This is a genomic window from Caminicella sporogenes DSM 14501 (assembly GCF_900142285.1).
In the GTDB taxonomy this organism is placed as follows: Bacteria; Bacillota; Clostridia; order Peptostreptococcales; family Caminicellaceae; genus Caminicella; species Caminicella sporogenes.
The window spans coordinates 34,070-54,785 of record NZ_FRAJ01000008.1; the positions used below are offsets into that span (position 1 = coordinate 34,070).

Sequence of the window (20,716 nt, forward strand, 5' to 3'; positions counted from 1 at the left end):
CTTATATTATGACTAATTTCTTTATTATTTATCTCTATTTAATATATATATCTAATCTAAGCAATTTGGTCTATATTTTCATCACATACTACAAACAGCCCTCTTTTATCCTTTTTTGCTTTAGTAGAAGCTAAACTAGCTGTATTTACAAGTTTTAAAATGACAGAATTTATATCAGTATCTTTATTCATAAAATCTGTTTTACCTGCTATTCCAGCTGAAATTGTAACAGGTATACGGTTTACAAATTCATATTCATTAACTGCTTTTAATATTTCTCTAGCCTTAATTTCACTTTTATCAATATAATAGGGAGTCAATACAATAAATTCATCGCCTCCGAATCTACAAACATGCAAATCTGGTGCTGTAAACTCCTTTAATAAATCAGCAATGTCTTTTAATATCATATCTCCACAAACATGTCCATATTCCTTATTAATATAACCAAATTTGTTAACATCTATAAATATCAAAGACATTTCTCTATTATTTTCTACTAGCTCTATAGCTTTATAAAATATGTAGTCACTTTTATAAAGACCGGTAAGCAAATCTATATGTTTTCCCAACTCAACATTCAATATTTCTTCAGTTATAAACCCTTCAATATTTTCTCCATTTTTCACTAAAGAAATATCTATATCATTTTTATTAAATATCTCTTTAACTTTCCATATAGATGTATCTATACTCACACAAACAAAATTATTCAACATAACATCAGCAGCAATCCTATTTGGATGGGCAGCTATAAGTTGTTTTTTAGTAATTATACCAACAATTTCATTATTTTCTGCTACTAAAAAATTATCTATATCTTTTTTTAAAGCAAGTTCCTTAATAAATCTTACTCCATTAAGGACATCAACTACAGTAAAATCCCTAACCATAATATTTGAAACTTTTCTTATCATAGGTCAATAGATTTGCTAACTTGAATAGTAATATCTATTTGAGCTTTTATTATCATAGATTCGTTAGCAATCTTGCCTCCTTCCTCTATTATTAAATTGACAAGTTTTTCTTTAGGCAAAATATTTAACAGTGATTTTCTTATGACAATGGCTTCAATAAAAACATGATTTACCTTTATAATTTCATATTGTTCTGGCGATAGTATATCTACCATTCTTCGTGCTGCTTCAGGTCCAATAGGTGCATTCTTACATACTATCAAAACATCTTGCATCGGAGGCATCTCAAATTCAGATAATCGCATAGTTATTTCTGCTTTTTTAGAATTCTCTATATAAGTCCCCATATTAATCCACCTTTCTCAATTCTAAACCCCCCATTAAATAATCAATATTATTTTATCATAAATCGTCAAATCTTTCTATTTTTTTACATAATTTTTCTTTTAATAATATTAAAACCATAATATCATATTAATTGCAATATTTAACATATTCGCTTCTTAAATCTAGTCAAAATATAATAGAAAGATTTACCAAATAAAATTGAAAAAATAACATTTCCAACTGCATGTAATGTATCAAATGGTATACTAGCAATATATGTACTTATAAAAGTTTTTAATGTAAGGGGATATACAAAACCAATCCAATGCCAAATATTCATTATCCAACCAAATAAATATCCACATATTCCAGATAATACAGCAAACTGTTTTAAATTAAATTCTCGCTTTCTTTTTCCCAATATTGCTGCTAAAACGCCACAAAGTCCCCAGCAAAACATCTGCCACGGAGTCCAAGGTCCCTGCCCTAAGAAAAAATTTGAAACTAAAGCTGCTACTGCTCCAACCATAAAACCTATCTGCATGCCAAAAACATATCCTGTAATCATTACTATAAATGTAGTAGGCTGTACACTCATTAAAGCAGCAAATGGTATTCTACTTATAGCAGCAAGAGTTGCCATAGTTGATATTAGTGGAACTTCCTTTGAATTCATTTCTTTTTTTTCAAATTTCCAGAAAAAAGTTAACATTATTAATCCAATAATTACAGCTGATAATATTGGCCAACTAAATATATTATAAAAGGGATTTTCAGGTATTACACTTATTGCCAATATTAAAATTATTATCAAAATAATTATTATAAAGCTATTTTTCATAGAAAAATTCCCCTCTTTAATCTTGTAAAATATTTTGTAGCTTCATTACGCTATATGCACATTGAGCCCTTGTAGCAGCTTTTTCAGGATTAAAATTAGGATATAAAATATTTCTTTTCTTAGCAATTTCTACATAACCAGAATACCAATAAGGTCCTCTTTTAAGATTAATTATTTTTTCTTTAGGTAGACATCTTACTAACATAGTAGCAATTTCTGCTCCAGTAATTTTCCCATTAGGGTCAAATTTACTTTCTGATCGTCCTTTTATAAATCCTTTATTTACTCCAATACAAATAAAATCATACGCCCAATGATTTTTAGATATATCATCAAATTTCAAATTATCACTATACATCATATCTTTTAATCCTAATCCTGCAACAACATACTTTGTAAATTCAGCTCTCGTAACTAAATTTTCTGGTTTAAATGTATTATCAGGATAGCCAGATAATACATTTTCCCTAACCAATTTCATTATTTCATCATATGCCCAGTAATCATTTTTTAAATCTGAAAATACTCTATCTTTTAATTTATAACTTTTATAATCTAAATTGACAGGAAAAGGCTTCTGACACAATGCTATTATTGCATAAGCAGTCATTTGTACAGGTGAAGAATTTACTCTTTTTTTCCAATAAAAAAATCCTTCTTTACTTTGCAGTTTTATAAGATGAGTAATAGGATTTTCTCCATTTTGTAGCCATTTTTTAGCAAACAAATCTTCTCCTGCTGCTATTAAAGCTTGTATACCCCAAGAATCAGACGCTGAATTTGAATCTTTCCCCATCCATTCACCTGCACTAAACCCTCCATCTTTTTGCATTTGATTCTTCATATATTCTAATGCCTTCTTTACAACGTATGATGTTTTTGGATTTTCTCCCAATATTATTAAAGTTTGAATAGCTATTGCTGTATCGTCCAAGTCACTCTGAATTCCTTCAGCCCAACCAAAACCTCCATCTTCATTTTGTCTAGAAACAAGCCATTTTTTAGCTTTTTCACTATTAGGTACATTATGCCCCGTAGAAGCTATAGCTAAAATAGACCACATATGAGCATTAATCATACCTTTTTCACCTTTTTTAATTTGACAAAATTCTCCATCTTCTTGCTGAAAAGAAATAATTTTATTTAATAAGTTCTCTCCATTATAAGTATAATCCTCATTAACCGATGAAAGAGTTAATAACATACGAGCATAGTCTATAGTTTCTTCTAAATTTATTTTTGATTCCTTTATATAATCTATAGGACTTTTACCTTTAGACCTCCATGATGAATCTGTAATTTTCTCACCAGCAGCAGATAAAGCCATAATCGTCCAACATGTTACAGCTACACTGCTCTTTTTCCCTTTTTTTGATGGAAACCCTCCATCATCATTTTGAACCTTATGAAGATATTCAATAGCTTTATCTATGCTTCTATCTCTACTAACTTTTATATATTCAATATCAGCAAAACTAATACTAAAAATTGTAAAAAATATAGATAAACAAAGAATTACTGAAATAATAGATTTTCTTTTGCTCATTTCTCTTTGCCCTCCCATAATTTTTTTATCTAAATGTTTTTATTCCCCATAATAGCTTTCAATATTTTCTTTCCTTCTTCTTTAGTAACTATATTATCTGCTAAACCATAAAACAACTTACTTATTTGAGGTGAATAAAAAGTTGAATTAGTAAGCATTTCATGCTTATCTCCAAAACCAATTATACTACCTCTATCTAATAATATTATCTTATCTGCATATTCTGCAGCAAATTCTACATCATGTGCAACCATAAAAATAGCTGTTCCTTCAGATTTTAACTCCAATAAAATCTTTCCCAATTTCTCCTTAAGTTCATAATCTAATCCTCTCGTAGGTTCATCTAATAGTAATATTTTAGGTCTTGTAATCAATATAGAAGCCAGAGCCACACGCTGCCTTTCTCCTGTACTTAAATCTCTTGGATTTTTATCTTTTAACGACCTTAACTGTAATCTATCTATAATTTCATCTAATATTCCATCATCATCTATTCCTAAATTTTTCATTGTAAATAATATTTCTTCTTCTACACTAGGCAAAAACAAATAATCATTTGGATCCTGCGATAAATATCCTACTTCATGAGCTATTTGTTCTACATCTATTTTTCGTGTATCCTTACCCATTATCTTTACTTTCCCTCTAGACGGTTTAAGAAGACCATTTAAGTTTTTAAGTAATGTCGTCTTTCCCCCACCATTTTCACCCATTAAAACTATAAAATCTCCACTACTTATATTAAAACTAATATCCTTTAAAACTTCTTTACCATTTGGATAAGTAAACCAAAGATTTTCTATTTCAATTACTGGACTGCTACTTTCTTTTTCACAGTCAAATAAATACTCATTGTTTAAATTTTCTTCATTGTTACAAACATCTCTAATTATTCTTCTACCTTCCTTTACAGTTATCGGTATATCATAAAACTCTATTTCTGCAAATAACTTTGAAAGCGGCGGTACAAATGACCTTTTAGTTTTAACTGCCCACTTAGCTATTTCCTTAGGTGATGTATTGTCGAATATGATTTCTCCTTTATCCATAACTAAAATTCTATCAGCTAAATGAAAACATCTCTCTAATCTCTGTTCCGTAAGTATTACAGTAATACCATTTTCTTCATTTAATCTTCTAATCATTGTGAGAATATCTTCTCCAGCTATGGGGTCAAGCTGTGATGTAGGCTCATCTAAAAGTATTATATCTGGCTGCATAGCTAAAACAGCTCCTAAAGCTGTTTTCTGCTTTTGTCCACCAGATAACTCTGGAATAAAATTGTTTAAATAACTTGACAAAGAAAGAGCACTACTTACTTCCATAACTCTTCTTTTCATTAAAGAATTAGGTAAATTTAAATTTTCTAGTCCAAAAGCTATTTCTTCTTCTACATTTGTCATAACTAATTGACTTTCTGGGTCTTGAAATACCATGCCTATTCTCTGAGTTAATTCTCTACGATTAATTTGATGTATTTCATCACTACCTATATAAATTTCACCGCTGTATACTCCTCCATAAAAATTTGGAATTAATCCACAAATCGACCGAAGCAGTGTAGATTTACCACTACCTGAACCACCAACAAGCAGTACAAATTGTCCCTGCGGTATTTCTAAATTTATATTTTTTAAAGCTGGGGTCTTCATCTCTGGATAACAATAGTTTAAATTTTTAATTTTAATATCTTGCATCTTTGCCACCCCCAATTTAATAAAGCAGGAAATGTCAATATAAAACTAACAACAAAAGCACCCATTGTTTCCTTTAAACTAAAACTTTGTAATTTAGGATAATATATATAACTACTCCATCCTCTTAAAAAAACAAATACACCTACTACAAAAGCCAAAAATAATGAAATTATAATTAAAAAATCTCTAGGTCTAAATAATTCTCTTTTATAAATACTTCTTTTTCCACTTCCATATCCTCTTGCATACATAGATTCAGCTATTTGAAAAGACCTTTCCAAAGAAGATAACAAGAGCACATTATAAATTGGAATCATATTTTTAGCTTTATTCCACAAACTACCAGTATTTAGTTTTACTCCTCTACACCTTTGAACTTCTGAAATTCTCTTGTAATCACTAATCATAAGCGGAAATAATCTTGTAGAAAGTGTAATGACTAATACCGATTTATTTCCCCATCTGCTGAAAAGTTTTAACAACTTATCTGGATGTATTCCATATGTATAAAAACAAAATATACTAATTACAACAAGAAGTCTTATTCCCATACCCACAGCATATATAAGTGCCTCCATAGTTATTCTTATCCTTCCTAATACAGGCAGTCTAGGTCCTCTATAAAGTACAGTAGAACCAGCTTTAACAATGATAACGTTTACCACTATTATTATAGCAATCAATATTAAAGAAAATTTCAAATATCCTCTCCATTCAGACAAATTTTCTGACGAAATAATAACTAATCCTACTGATATAAATAATCCAAGTAAATATATAGGACTTGAAAAAATAAATGAAAAAAATAAAATCAAAGATATGTACAACAAATTAGTAAGAGGATGTAATTTATAAAATAAATTATTTTTCTCTCTATACATTAACATAATCAAATCTCTTCCTTTTTTATTGTATTGGTAAACTTATAATTTCTTCTGATGTAACAACAGCACTGTACATATTTTTGATTTTTTCTGGATTATTAACTAACAAATTAACTGCTTTATCCAGCCCTTTAGAATCAATTCCTACAATGAGCCACAAAGGCTTATCATCGCCTAAACCTTCACCAACTGCAGTAATTACTCCTGCATTTTCTTTGATTTTTTTTACAGCAGTCCCATCATACTTTAATAACTCTATTTTTTCATCTTTAAAATGTACATTTATTCCAGATTTTTTATATTCTTCATTTAAGTTATTTATGTAATTTAATTTTTTTATTTCATCCCACTGTCCAATAACAATAGTAGGTCCTAATCTATCTTTTATTAAATTTTCATCTAACTTTTTAACTTCAATATTTTCAGCTCCTTTAGATAAAATAGAATCCTTTAAAGAATTTGCTAAATCTAAATTATCTGTTGAAGCCATTATTATAACTTTATTAGGCTTATTTCTATACCCATGAATAAAAGGCTCTGGAAAACACCCTATAACAGCAGAATTAGCAGAGTTCATATTTTCCCAAGGATGATAATCCCACCACACAATATCCTGACTTTTTACTTCGTATTCTGAAGCTCCCGTATCTGCACAAACCCCATTTACAAAATAAAACCAATCTTGACGTTTTCCACTTACTCCTCCATTATCACTTTTTATACCATTTATTTCTGATACAAAATCTCCACCCCATTTAGTTCCTACTTGTAAATTTTCTTCTAATATATCCATAACAGTATAATTTTTATCTATCTTAACTTTTTTATCAAATATAACATCTTTTCCATAATTCTTCGTTACTACTAATACAGCTTGACCATTTAAACTACTTCCATTCTTACTTCCACACCCACTTATAACTAAAGAAATTAAAACTATTATAAAAAATATCTTAGAAAAATTTTTTATCTTCATATTTAAACACCTCGTCTGAATATATATAAACATTTATTAAACAGCTAAAGGAGAGAAACTATTCTCCCCTTTATACAGCTTATTTAATTATTATTATCATTTAAATACCTGTAAATAACTACTGCTACCTCTGCTCTTGAAAAGAGTTTGTCCCCTCTAAATGTATTATCTTTATATCCTATCATTAAGCCCTTTTTATATACATACTTAACTCCATTTAATGCCCATATAGGAATTTGAGATTTATCTTTTATATTTAATTTATAATCTTTTACATCTGCATCAGATTTGTTCAATCTATAAAAAATCGCTGCCATTTCATTTCTAGTTATCTTATCATTTGGTCTAAATCTGCCTTCTTCATCTCCAAGAATTATATTGTTTTCATATGCAATTTTTACTGCTTTGCTAAACCAATCTGTATCCTTTACATCTTTAAATATTATATCACTATCTTTATTTGATGATAAATTTAATGCATTAACAATCAAATTAACAAATTCAGCACGAGTTATAGCTCTTTGTGGTTCATATCTGCCATTGCCAGTACCTTTTATAATATTTTGTCCTGCTAAAATTTCAATGGCATCTTTAGCCCAGCCAACATTTTCATTAACATCTTTAAAAAATACTCTCTTTGGCATTTCAATTACTGCAAATTTAGTAAAATGATTCACTTTAAATACTGCTATTCCTTCCTCAGCATCTATTACTCCTGATATAGGTATCCACTTCTTATTTTCTTCATCATACCATGCAGGAGTCAATCTATCTAAGTTCATATCTTTAGTTACAGGAAGTTTGATACTAATAGTAACTGGTTTATCAAACTTAATTCCACTTGGTTTAAATTCATAAATAGATGAATTAATCTTTACAGCATATTGTTTTGGTTTTTTACTGTTTTTATTCATTTCTTCAATACTAATATTTTTATTTTTAGTCAATGCCCTTTCTGGCACTAATAAAGATACTTCTTCCACTTTTGTATCAGCTATTATTCCTCCATCTTTTCCTATTTTTAAACTTAATTTTACTTTGTTATTATCTAATTGTTCTTTTAATTTTTTAGCTTTTTCCAAATCCATTATTTTTTCAGTTTTAAGTATAATAGTTTTATTTTTTATATCTGAAAGTTTTTTATCATATTCTTTTAATTTTTTTTCTATTTTTTCTGCCTTTTCTTTACTTATAACAGTTTGAGCTGATGATGAATTATCACTTGGCCAGCTTGGAGCTTTTCCCATAGAATCTTCACTATACCACCACAATATTTTATCAGAAGATTTAACTCTTTTATCTGCTGCTAAAACTGATGGTATACTTCCATTAACTGCATACATCCAACCATTCATACCTTTATTTCTTATTCCCTCTATCTCTTCAACAAATCCATCCCACTCTTTACTTATTCTATAATCTACTCCAGCAGCATCTAAAGCTCCTAAAGCTGTCAAACCATATTTATTATCTTTTGATAAAATTACTGTCCTTGGAAAACATATTATTTCTCCATCTTTTCCAATTATCGCTATATATACTTTAATAGTAGAATCAGAAGGCTGAACATTTTCTCCATCATCACTACTATCATTTTCTTTTACTGATAACAAATTCAATCTGGTATAAGCATCTAATACCCATGTAGCATCTACTAAATTTCTATATGTCCCAAAACTTCCATCGCTATTTAATGTCTTTTCTCTTAAATAATCTACTGGAGATTTTCCTTCACTGCTTGTCCAACTATCTAAATTTATATTTAGTACATCTAATGTCAATATTACTTCTACAGTATCCACTGCTACATCATCATAAGGACTACTTTTAAATCCACCATCTGACTGCTGTTTACTCTTTAACCATTTTAATCCGCTATTTATAGCATTTTCTACTTCATTTACTTTACTTCCCGCATAATCTTTTAAATATGCTAAAGCTCTTACTGCCTGAGCTGTAAGCATAAAATCATTATAACTATTACTCCATGCTCCTGTACTGCTGTCTTGACTTTTTAATATGTATTCTATTGCTTTTGAAACATCTATTTTTTCTATATCCCCTGCTCTTCCTAAAAGTTCATATGCTGGTATATCTGAATATGGATTTCCATCTAATGAACCATCTTCATTTCTTTCTTGTCTCTGCTTTAATATATTCAGTAAAGCTTCTGCTCTATCCTTTTCTCCCCATTCCTTTGCTGCCAAATACTCTTGTGCTGCTCTCTTTGACGATTTTGCATAAACTTCTTTTCCAGTCCAATCTTTCTTTTTCTTATCTGAATTTTTTATTGTATCGTCCATTAGTTTTATTACGTCTTCTTTTAAATTTGAACCGTTATACACCCACTCTGATACTGTTTCTCCTGCTTTTGTAAGTATATATGCTTCATATGCTCCAAATTTTCCATAACCTGCATCTACTGGAGTTCCAGTCGTATATTTATCATAATGATAATATACGGCTTTATATACAACTTCAAACACAGACTTTTCCTTAGATACAGCATTACTAATGTAATGCTTCTCAACTACTGGCATAATTGGAGTTATGCCAAAAATGAGCATAGCAATTATCATCAATTTTGCAATAATTTTCAGATTTCTTGTAGCAAATTTTTCCATGTACTCACACCCCTTTTAAATAATAAATATATATAAAACCTGATAACTTTTCTCAGGTTTCTTTTTTATACTGTAACAAAGAAAAACATTATGTTGTTCAACGCAACATAATGTTTTAATATCATATCATTGAGCAACATCTTCCCTCCGAAGATTTTTTATTTAGGCAGGTCTCCTGGCTCTGGCTTCTTCCTACTTTCTGAACTTCCCATGACATAAGTCACAGTGTTATATACCAGATTTCGTCCACCATTACAGTAGCGGGGGCTGCAGAGGATTTCCACCTCTTTCCCTTTTAATCTCTAAATAGAGAACCTAAATTAATTTTTATTAAATTTTCTGACTTAAATTATAACAAAAAGATTAATCATTAGCAACATAACAATATCTAAGTAAAAAAATAGACTGCCATCTCCACTAAGACAGCAGTCTATTTTCATTCTTATTTAATTAATTGATATAATCTGTAAAGCATAACTGCAGCTTGTGCTCTGTTTGCTTTATCTCTTGGTACAAATCTTCCATCTTCCATACCTTTTATAATACTCTCTCTTACACACATACTTACTGCATCTCTTGCCCATACTGATATTTCATCTCTATCTGTAAAAATATTTAATTCATCTGGCATTGCATTTTTAAACCCTCTTTGCCTTAACGCTTTTGCTATTATTAATGACATTTCTTCTCTTGTAATATTTCCATTTGGGTCAAATACACTTTTGCTTTTACCCTTAATTAATCCATTTTTATATGCAGCTGCTATGCTCTTATAATACCAAGCATCTTTTGCTACATCTTTAAATGATAATTCAATATCCTCTGCAGTATATCCCATCAGTTTTGTTACTAAAGTTGCAAATTCTGCCCTCGTTATTTTAGCTGCCGGGTCAAATATTCCTTCCCCTCTTCCTCTTATTATTCCTTTACTTGCAATAGATTCTATTGCCTTTCTTGCCCATTCATATCCACTTAAATCTTTAAATGTTATTTTTATTTCATTCTTATCTACTTTCTTTGCAAAATATTTACTAAAATGTGGTGTCGTAAAAGTTACCATATTTGTATTTTTATCATACTTCCCGCCAATATTTTCTACTATTCCATTATCTTTCAATAGAAATACTTGTACTGTTTCACTATCTTTTACCTCTCCGTTATATGGTATACTTACTGCCATTGGTTCTTTAAAACTATTTATTTTTTCCTTTCCTGCTTTTGCTTCTAATTGCACTACTATACTTTCACTTGGTATTTTATTTCTTTCAAGTGGAGTTAAATCATTTCTATCAATAGTTTTCACACTTAATATTACTTCTTTATCTTTTTCTTTAAATGTATTTGATGTTATTTCAAATACTACATTTTCTGTCTTTACTACTGCTTTTTCTATTCCATTTTCTTTTAATATTTTCACCATATTAACTGGAAGCTTTGCTTGTATTTCCTTTTTATTCACCTCTGGTATTTTTATAGTTATCTTCTTTTCTAGCCCTTTTTCTACTATATCTCTGTCTAATTTTTCTTTTATCATTTTTACTGTATTTACTGTATTTTCTGCTATTTCTTTAATAATTTTAATATCTACTACTGCTATTGCTTTTTCCTCTTCTATTTTTACTTCTTTTCCACCTAATTCCTTTTCACTTGCTTTTTCTAATACTTTTTCTATTAACTTTACTACTTTATCTTTTATATCTATTGCTCTCTCTCTTCCTATTTTCTTTATAAGTTCTACAGATGTTTCTATAACATTTTCTACTACTCTGTTAATTTCTTCTACATCTTTAATCTTTTCTACTACTTTTAATGTTATTTCTACATTATCTGCTGCTACTTTGTTTATTTCTTTTTTCTCTTCTTCTTTCTTTATCTTTTCTACCAGCTTTATTAACTGTTTCATTACTTTTACATTATTATCTGCTATTTCTTTTGCTCCTTTTTCTGTTTTAATTTTTTCTGAGGCTTTTTTCATAATACTTAAAACATCTTTTGCATCATTTACTGCTTTTACTGCTTCTGTTTCTGTCTTCAATCCATCTATCTTATTACCTAGTTTATCGGCAACACTTTTTATTGCCTTTACTAGCTCACTTTCTTTAGCATTTTTATCACTGACAATCTTATCTTCATTACTATATTCTGGATTTTTTACAGCTTGTTCATCATCACTTAATTTTCCTGTTCCTACTTTAATAGTTATCGGTACAGGTCTTACAATATCTATATAATTTCCTCTATTCTTTTTGTATCTTATCAGAGAAATCGTATATGTTCCATCTCTATCAAACTTTAAAGTTGCATTTCCATTTTTATCTGTTTTTACTACTTTTCCATCTATTTCAAATGGTTCTCCATTTACTAAAATAATAGCTCCTTCTACGTCTTCTCTTTCGAATAAAAATCCTTTAGGATACCCATCTACGTGTACTCTGATTTCCTCTCCAACTTTTACTGATGTCTTATCAACTCTCATCTTAGTATACACAGTATCAAATCCATATGCACCATAATACCATACAATATCATCGCCATCTTTTAGATATTTTCCATTTGAACCCACATTAGGCATTCTATCATTTACTCTATACATCCAACCAGACATTCCACCATGGTCAAATTCTCTATCACCATCAATCATGGCTATATAAAGTCCCCAGCCATAATCTTGGAAATCATATCTTATACCATAATCTTCTAATACTTTTACTATTGCATGAGCATTTGTAGGAGCTTTAAATCTATCTTTCCCCCAGCCTGAAGAAGGTGTTGCTGATGAACCATCAGCTTCCCCTAGATATTCATCTAATGAAAATAATGGTACAGTTATTTTTGTCCTAGGTATAATTGTATGGTCATATCCTTCAACTCTTATATATACTGTTTTTGACTCATCCTTTGGTACAGCACCACCTGCACCTCCACCAGAACTTGTCCCTTTTAAAGTTTTCACTTCAAGTATTTTACTAAATTCTGAAACATTTCCCAAAAAATCAACTGCTTTAATCTTATATTTATAAGTAGTATCTGCTTTAAGCCCTTCATCAGTAAATGTATTATACTTACATATTTTTATTGGATTTCCTTCAAAATTGTTTCTGTATATTCGATATTCTCTTATTCCTGAATTATCTTGCGCTGAAAATACTAATATCACCTTATCTGATGAAATCAATTTACTCTCTACTTTTACATCAGTAGGAACTGTATTATCTTCTAAAACTCCATATACTGAAAAATGTTTTGCTTCAAATACTAAATTTCCGTCTTCTCTTTTACATTCTTGATATTCCCATTTATTTGACTTTTCATTAAAATAATATACAGACGCTTTATTTATATTCACATTTTCATCAACAGGTAAAACTATTTTTACAGTATGATTTTTATCTACTGTTATTCCCGTTAATTTGAAATCTAATATCTTTCCTGCAACCTTTAATCCCATCTCTTTTGAAGGCTTATATTTATCATTTAAAGAAACATCTGTTATTTTTAATTTTGCATTTTTTTCTACTACTGCTTTTTCTAAATCTATTCCTATTCCGCCTTTAAAATACAACTTTTTACTTTGTTCAATTGCTACTTCTCTTTCCAAATCTAATAATTCTGTTAATGTTATTGTATATGATTTTTCAATCTTATTTCCTGAACTATCTTTTGCTTTTAATACTACTATATTTTCTCCATTATTTAATTTTAAAGTATAATTCCCATTATTTCCTAATATTTCTCTTCCATTTAATAAAACTGTTACTTGAATATTTCCATCTTTATCATCTACTGCTCTCGCTTTAAAATTCAACACAGGTGTCTGTATAACTTTATTTTGCAAGTCTGTTATAATTTCTGGTTTTACTGTATCTATATTATTTTGATGCTCTCCCCACAGATAAATTGGTCCTTTTCCTTCTACATAAAATACATATTGATCTAAAGCATAAAGTGCCTGTTCAGATGCCATTCCATTTGACGCTATTTTTCCATCTTCATCTATAGTATGGGCTATTCCACCATCTATAGCTCTAAATCTCAATAATGCTTCAACTACATTTCCACCCGGCTTAGTAAATGCTTCTCCTGTAGGGTCTATTCCATTTGAACAAAGCCCCATAATAACTTGTGAACATGATTCACTATTTACACTTCCCCATGAATTATATCCGCCATTTTCAAGCTGAAGTTTTGATAAACACTGCACCGCTCTCTTTATTGCTGCTTGTACCTCTGGATATTTTTCATTATTATATGGTGCAAGAGCAGTCATTGCCATACCTGTCATATCAGGGTCTGAAACATCTGCTTTTCCAGATAATACCCAACCACCATCACTACATTGATGATCTAATATATACTGTATCATTCGTTGTCTATTCCATTTTGCTTCTTTTGGTATATCAAATTTAAGTGTATCTACTGCTATCAATCCAAATATAACTGCATTATTACCTTGACTATCTAGGTCTTCTCTATTGTATATTTTTTCTATAAGATTGTATCCGCCAATATTAGTAGGGTCGCCTCCTGCCGCAACTATACCTAATGTCATTCTTTCATAATCTGTTACCTTAGCAAAATTACCTTTTTTAGCAATAATCTTTCTTTCAAGAGCTGGTAAATACGTACTAGGTATTTCTTTTCCTGCTCTATTTAATCCTACAGCAACCCAATCCATACTATAGTGGCTATCTAATACAACTTTTGACAATGAATTTATTGTATCCTTGACTTCACTTAATATGCTATCTGCAACTACTAAAGGTGTTTTATATACTTTTTCATCCCCATTTATTTTAAGTCTTACTTCATAAATTCCCTTAGGCAAAGCCGGTATTGCAATATTTCCTGTTACAGATGATTGATACTGATAGTATATTCCTTCTACATTTACTTCTTTTCCGTCTTTATCTCTATACTTTCTATTATTAGAAACATCCCATAAATATAATTTATAACTGCCTCTATATGTATTAGGATCATAAGGTGCTCCCTTTATTCCTATCGTATACTTTATAGTTTCCCCTTTATTTTCTACTATATATTTTTTGTTTAAAGCAAATTTATCTAGTAAATTGAAATAAGCATAAACTTTCTTACCTTCTATATTCAATTCAAGTGCATATAATCCATTTTCAAGTTTGTTTAACAAACTCATATCCAATTCTACATTACTCATGTAACTAGAATTAAGTGTTCCTTTTGATAATACTACATCTTTTCCGTCTATTTTAGGATATTTATTGTTTATATAATCATAAACTTTAATTTCATATGTTTTTCCAACATACTTATCATTATTTGCAGTTAGAGTTACAAAAAACTTTGTTTCTTTAAATACATCTCTGCTGTAGCATCTTACAGCTATTTCTGAATCGTAATCATCTTCAGCTTCTCCTCTTACTAATGTTCCAAAACCATATACACATATATACTTTCCAGCATCAATATTCTCAGGTAAATCAAAATTCTCCTCATATTTACCATTTTCATCTAATATTACAACTAAACTTTCTTCTCCATTAAACTTAAATGGTTTACCACTTGCCTCATGAATCATAGATAATTCTACTTCACCATTTGGCCATCCGGGAGCATCTATTTTAACATTCAATTTATTTTCTGACTCTAAAAATCTTATTAAAGCTCCTCCCATGTCTATAAATAAACTAACAGCATTTATATATTCGCCATTTTCATCATATACCATAACTTTTAAATTTGTTCTACCATGATCTCTTTTTATTGCTATATCCTTTGGTATGGTAAACTCTATACTTGCTATACCTTGTTCATTTGTTTTTGCATTTACTTCTATTTCTTTAAAACCTTCTAGAGCCCCATAACATTTTGAATCTTCTACTTTAAGTTTTATATTTTTTACTTCTCTTTTTCCTATATTTATTTTTCCAACAATATGTACATCTTTGCCATATGCCATTTTATAATAATCAATTGGTTTATAACCGTAATCATCTTCCTTTTTAAAAGAACCAAAATATAACTTTCCTTGCTTTATGTTAATATCTAACTTATCTTCTTCTGCTTCAAAAAGTATAGGTCTGTATGCAATTTTTATATAATTCTTTTTATATACTACTCCATCTACTTCTATCTTTACTTCAAATATTTCTCCTTCTTCTTCTGCCTTATTTAAATCTACATTTTCTCCTGTTATAGGTATACTTATTGATGCTCTACCTTCATTATCAAAAATATGTTTTTTATTGTAATTTACTTTTTTAGTTTTCTTAGATGCTAAAATTATATTAAACTCTTTATTTCTTAAATCTGGAGCATTTATATTAACATTTAAATTATCTTCATTTACATATACTAATTTTTTATCTATATCAAATTCTTTTATAGGATTCTTTATTCTAATAAAAGGAACATAATATCTATTTTTTGATGGCTTTACATAGACATATAATAGAGGATTATTATAAAGCACTGTTTCATCTGGTATCTTGACAGTTTCTGTATAATCTCCGTTTGCATCTAATTCAACTTTATAAAATTTCTCTTTACTTATGTATATACTGTCCCAACTTGAAGAATCCTTGAGTTTTACATAATAAAGTAAATTGTCAGATTTATCAGCATCTATTGATATTTTTAAATCATCTCCAACATTTAATCCTTTATATTTATCAAAACTTACTATTTTATTTAATGGAAATGGTAGTACATACTCATCTGAATCAAATTTAACAACCAAAAGTGCCTTAATCCATCTTATGTCTTCAGGAATTGCAATATTTACACTGCCTCTGCCATCTCCATCTAATATAATATTTTCCATCTCTCTATACTCTCTGGTATTTGGATTTATAAGCCCCACTATACCTTTTTCATTTTTATGTTCAGTTATATGTAAATTAGCAGTAATACTGTCATTAGCAAATTTTTTACTTTCATTGTATATTAAAACCATATCTTTATCATAATTGACTATTTTACTATAATCTACTTCTATAGTTTTCTTCTTTCTATATATAGTTTGTAAACTGCTGTCTTTAAAATTAAAATCTAATGTTAACTTATTATCATTTACACAGTTAGAAACTATATTTTTAGGAATAGAAAAACTATAGTACCCCCTGCCTTCACTATTTAAATTAATTTTAAATGTATTTACATATTTAGAATCTATATCTCTTATTATATCGTCTTCATAATTATCCCAAAAACTAATTTCAACTTCTTTTGCCGATAAACCAGAAAAATATATTTCTCCATATACAGTCCCCTGTACTGTCTTATCTCCATATACAGAAATTTGTACAGTTTCATCTTCATATACTGTATCTTGTACTGTTTTATTCGACTTTTGACTGTCATCAAAAGCATGTACCGTCAAAGATAAATTAAAACCTATATTAGGTACTAATAGTGCTAAAACAAGAACTACAGAAATTATCTTCTTTAGTTTATTCATATAACATCTCCCCTTTAATTTAAAATTTCTCTATAAAATCTACCAAAATAATAAATTTAAATTCTACACTAATATTTTCTACTCTCGATAAATAAGATAATATTTTATTGGGCAAACATATATATGTTTGCCCAGTTATATAACAGTGGGATTTTTTTATATTTAATTAATATTAAATTTAACTTCTTGAGATTTAACTATTTTCAAACAATGATCAGGATCTTCATTTTCTTCATAATACTGCTCTTTTACATAAATATTTACAGTTTTTCCTCTATAATTACTTACATCATCAAAAATAGCTTGTCCATTTACAATATCTGCTTCAATTGACTCCCCATCATATTCCAGCACTACTTTTCCTTCATTTAAATCTACTGTCTCCATCTGCCATGTCCATACATCTTTAAATTTCTCGGCTTTAACATTTACTACAAGTTCTTCATCATCTTGAGTAATATCATTTGATTCTAATTTAGGAAAATATGTGTATGCTGGACAGCAGTAATACCAAGTTATTACATCTCCATCTGAAACTTTTGCTTTATTAGTATCTCCAGCTGAATAATTAGGCAATTCATTGTTCACTCTATACATCCATCCTGAATAATATTTTTCATTTGGCAAATATCTTTTTTCCATTTGAATATCTTTTTCAGATGAACCTTTTCCAATCCCCTGAACATATGTACTTGCACCAGAGCCTACATATTTTAGCAATAAACTTGAATCATTATCACAAATATCTTTCAAAACATCAAAATACGTCTTACTAGTATCAGTGTTTACTTCTTCATCAAATATTATCCCACCATGATCTGAAGTACTCATTATTCTATAAGTAACTGTTGCCGAATCTGCAAAAACAGATATAGAAAGAACAAATACCAATATAAAACTCAATATTCCTATTCTTAGAAATTTTTTCATTTTTAAATCCCCCTTTATAATTTAAATTATCCCACTGTTATAAATAAACATTTAAATTTTCCTATAATAACATTTTTATTATTCAAAAAAAGAACACTACCATAAACATATATTTATGTGGTAGTGCCTCCAGTTTTCTGGTCAGCTCTTCCTTTTATTTATAATTTTATTGACCTTTTTAACTCCTCAACTCTTATCGGCTGCTTATCTTGTACAATAATTTTTATTTCCCCATATCCTGTGTCCCGAATCATCTCAATTAGCTTTTTTTCCCTCTCATTTACATTGATAATCATACTTTCCTTTCTTATACGTTCCATACCCCTTCATCTCCATTTCGCAAATAAAGTTTTATAAATCATAAAAATCCTTGACCTTTTACAGGGAATCAAGGATTTTTTTCCATAACATAACAACTTTAAAATATTTTTTAAGTATATCCCTTATCCCTGGTTAGGTCTATACTTAACGGTTTTGGCAGGTCTCCTGGCTCATGGATCATCAAATCCTTTCACCTTCCCAGAAGTCATTTCCAGTGGTCTTACCGAAAGGTTCTCCCCATTCACAGTGGCCGGTCCGCTCGGGATTTTCACCCGATTCCCTTTTAACCTTTGGCTGTATAAGCCAAAGAACCAAAACCTTTATTATACATATAAATATATTTTATTTTTATTTTATTGTACAATATATACATATTTTTATCAATATATGCAGCATTACATTCTTCCTTCAATTTTCGACACTTTTCGTTATTTTCGCATATAATTTAAATCTAAACTTTTTATTTTTTCCTCTACATATAATTTTTTATTCATAGCAGATTTCCAAAATATGTATGATATAAAAATATAAAAAGCTAGAATTCTTTTTAATCCAAAAGAATTCTAACTTTTTATACTTTTATAACATTATTTTTTTAATAGGTTTCTAAACTTTGCAATGCACCATGCACATTGTGCTCTATTTACTGCTTTTTTAGAATTAAATCCTTTAAACAAAAGTCCTTTTTCCTTTGCAACTTGAATATATCCAAAAGCCCAACCTTTACCTTTTACCTTTTTCTTTCGTGCTTCATTTTCAAGTCCTGCTGCCTTTACTAATATAGTCATCAACTGTTCTCCTGTAATATAACTGTCAGGTGAAAAACTTTTTTCTGAAACTCCTTTTACAAAACCTCTACTTGCACAAACACCTATACTTCCATTTGCCCAATGATTTTCATCAATATCATTAAATTTATTAGAAGCCCTATATTTTTTCTTTTCCCTTTTTAATCCTAAAGCATTAACTAAAATTGATGTAAACTCAGCTCTTGTTACAGGTTTATTTGGTCTGAAAGTCCCATCTGGATAACCTGATAATACATAATCATATACTAAATCCATAGTTTCTTTAAAAGCAAACTGCCCCGGTTTATAATCGCTAAATAATTTTTTTTCAGCCTCAGGTCTATATTTTTCATGAAGCATATCAAATACACACTTATTATGATATGCACTTGCCATACCATACAATGCTTGTTCTGTTGACATTCCATTATCATATATTGGAAGCATATCTTCTTCATTTAAAACATGAGTAAAACTTCCATCTTTAAGCTGAAATCTCATCATAGCTGTTACAGGATTACCCCCACCTGGTTTTGTCCATTCTTTTCCCATAGGATCTTGTCCTAATAGTGTAAGTGCTAAAATAACCCATGAACAACTTTCTGGATTTTCTGTCCCCCAAGAATGAAATCCTCCATTATCAAGCTGTCTGTCATGTAAAAATTGAAGTGCTCTTGCTACTACAGGATTTGACTCATCTTCTCCTAATATTGCAAAAGCCATAAGAGCAGCTGCAGTCATATCTACATCTGATTCAACTAATTTATAATCTTCCGGGTCATCAAAATACTTTACATCCCAAGTAAATCCTCCATCAGAATGCTGTTGTTTTTCAAGCCATTCTAAACATTTATCTCTATTTGGAATAGGCTCCCCTGCACAGTGAAGTGAAATAACTCCAAAAATATGAGCATTTATCAAATCTTCTCCAATTGGTTTTCCCGTCTTGTTATCTGCAACTGAATCTGCAAAATGCCCATTTGGCAGCATAGTACTCTTTTCTATCTCAACTAAATTTAGCCCTCCAAAATCTCTCGGATCTTTTCCAGCCGCACATACACCTATAATAGTTCTCTGAAAATCTGTATTCTTTACTTTAGAAAGTCTAATACCTTTCCTTACTTCCATTTCTCTCCAATATGCAGCATTTTTACCATTTACAGTCCACTTAGGTCCGCTTACATCTTCCCCAAATCCAAACAATCCCAAAGCAGGCCAATCTAACAATCCTCTAAATTCCTTATCCTTATAATTGTCATAATAATATTTTATTGTCTTTTGAGCTGCCTTGTATAAATCTTTTCTAGTAAAATTAGTTTGAATTCCATAGACATTTAATACCGTATTATTAATAATCATTACAAGAGTAAAAAATAGAGTTAAAAATCGTATAATCCCTTTCCTTTTCATCTTCATTTTCTTATACA

12 protein-coding genes and 2 riboswitches are annotated in these 20,716 nt (G+C 29.4%); all 12 genes read right to left on the bottom strand.

Translation table 11 applies throughout. The features are described from left to right. Positions 1-56 precede the first annotated feature (56 nt). The gene (locus BUA90_RS05640) at positions 57-917 is read right to left on the bottom strand and encodes a GGDEF domain-containing protein (RefSeq protein WP_072966505.1); all 861 of its coding nucleotides are present in this window, start codon (positions 915-917) and stop codon (positions 57-59) included. Further along, a complete protein-coding gene (locus BUA90_RS05645) occupies positions 914-1,264 on the bottom strand; it encodes a hypothetical protein (protein ID WP_072966507.1) in 351 nt (116 codons plus the stop codon). Before BUA90_RS05645 ends, BUA90_RS05640 begins: the two co-directional genes overlap by 4 nt. Positions 1,265-1,404: 140 nt before the next feature. After that, positions 1,405-2,085, bottom strand: a complete 681-nt coding sequence (locus BUA90_RS05650; protein WP_072966509.1) for an ECF transporter S component — start codon at positions 2,083-2,085, stop codon at positions 1,405-1,407. Between the two features lie 16 nt (positions 2,086-2,101). Further along, positions 2,102-3,631 carry an S-layer homology domain-containing protein gene (locus tag BUA90_RS05655; RefSeq protein ID WP_072966511.1) on the bottom strand — a complete coding sequence of 510 codons (1,530 nt, stop codon included), beginning with the start codon at positions 3,629-3,631 and terminating at the stop codon, positions 2,102-2,104. Positions 3,632-3,660: 29 nt separating this feature from the next. After that, positions 3,661-5,328 carry an ABC transporter ATP-binding protein gene (locus BUA90_RS05660; RefSeq protein ID WP_072966513.1) on the bottom strand — a complete coding sequence of 556 codons (1,668 nt, stop codon included), beginning with the start codon at positions 5,326-5,328 and terminating at the stop codon, positions 3,661-3,663. Continuing rightward, positions 5,301-6,215 (bottom strand): energy-coupling factor transporter transmembrane component T family protein, encoded by a 915-nt coding sequence (locus tag BUA90_RS05665; protein WP_072966514.1) that lies wholly within the window; start codon positions 6,213-6,215, stop codon positions 5,301-5,303. The genes BUA90_RS05660 and BUA90_RS05665 overlap by 28 nt, the downstream gene beginning before the upstream one ends. 19 nt (positions 6,216-6,234) lie before the next feature. Then, a complete protein-coding gene (locus BUA90_RS05670; RefSeq protein WP_072966516.1) occupies positions 6,235-7,188 on the bottom strand; it encodes a DUF4430 domain-containing protein in 954 nt (317 codons plus the stop codon). Positions 7,189-7,271: 83 nt separating this feature from the next. Then, positions 7,272-9,812, bottom strand: a complete 2,541-nt coding sequence (locus BUA90_RS05675; RefSeq protein WP_072966517.1) for an S-layer homology domain-containing protein — start codon at positions 9,810-9,812, stop codon at positions 7,272-7,274. Positions 9,813-9,960: 148 nt separating this feature from the next. Beyond that, a riboswitch (cobalamin riboswitch) is annotated at positions 9,961-10,146 on the bottom strand. A 108-nt stretch (positions 10,147-10,254) separates the two neighbouring features. Next, complete coding sequence (locus BUA90_RS12260; RefSeq protein ID WP_072966519.1) at positions 10,255-17,250, bottom strand: S-layer homology domain-containing protein; 6,996 nt, start codon at positions 17,248-17,250, stop codon at positions 10,255-10,257. Between the two features lie 162 nt (positions 17,251-17,412). Next, positions 17,413-18,180 (bottom strand): DUF4430 domain-containing protein, encoded by a 768-nt coding sequence (locus tag BUA90_RS05685; RefSeq protein ID WP_072966520.1) that lies wholly within the window; start codon positions 18,178-18,180, stop codon positions 17,413-17,415. Between the two features lie 158 nt (positions 18,181-18,338). Beyond that, on the bottom strand, positions 18,339-18,500 hold the full coding sequence (locus BUA90_RS05690) for a DUF2292 domain-containing protein (RefSeq protein ID WP_072966522.1): 162 nt from the start codon (positions 18,498-18,500) through the stop codon (positions 18,339-18,341). Positions 18,501-18,639: 139 nt separating this feature from the next. Continuing rightward, a riboswitch (cobalamin riboswitch) is annotated at positions 18,640-18,832 on the bottom strand. A gap of 256 nt (positions 18,833-19,088) precedes the next feature. Beyond that, a complete protein-coding gene (locus BUA90_RS05695) occupies positions 19,089-20,705 on the bottom strand; it encodes an S-layer homology domain-containing protein (protein WP_159430003.1) in 1,617 nt (538 codons plus the stop codon). Between the last annotated feature and the right edge of the window lie 11 nt (positions 20,706-20,716).